The sequence below is a fragment of the Streptomyces californicus genome, from assembly GCF_000717645.1.
Taxonomy (GTDB): domain Bacteria; phylum Actinomycetota; class Actinomycetes; order Streptomycetales; family Streptomycetaceae; genus Streptomyces; species Streptomyces californicus.
Genome location: NZ_JNZZ01000091.1, coordinates 1 through 322 on the forward strand (window position 1 = coordinate 1; position 322 = coordinate 322).

Annotated in this window: 1 protein-coding gene; it reads left to right on the top strand. The window is 75.5% G+C overall.

The window, feature by feature from the left end; genetic code table 11:
• The coding region (locus tag IF19_RS01000000135270) for a DUF397 domain-containing protein (RefSeq protein WP_032788790.1) at positions 1-130 on the top strand (130 nt) is incomplete at its 5' end.
• Positions 131-322 lie beyond the last annotated feature (192 nt).

A 322-nucleotide genomic window follows, 5' to 3' on the forward strand; every position in this document is an offset into this window, starting at 1 on the left:
CGCCGCTGCACGCGGCGTCGTCCCGGTCCGTGATTCCAAGGTGGTGGGCGGTCCGGTGCTGACGGTCCCCGCGACCGCGTTCGCGGCGTTCGTGGCGGGGGTGCGGGGGGGGGCGTTCGACACCGCCTGACGGGCTGGGCAGCAGGACGCCTCACCGTTGTGCTCGCGGGGGGGGGCCCCGCCGGCCAGGGAAAAAAGGGGGAAGGAGCCTTTGTTGCCGGAACCGGGGAAGGGGCTGGGGCTGTTTTTTTCCCCCCTCCCGGGGGGGGCCGGGGGGGGTCCTCGGGGTCGGGGGTGGGGGGGGGGCGGTACCGCGTTGGGT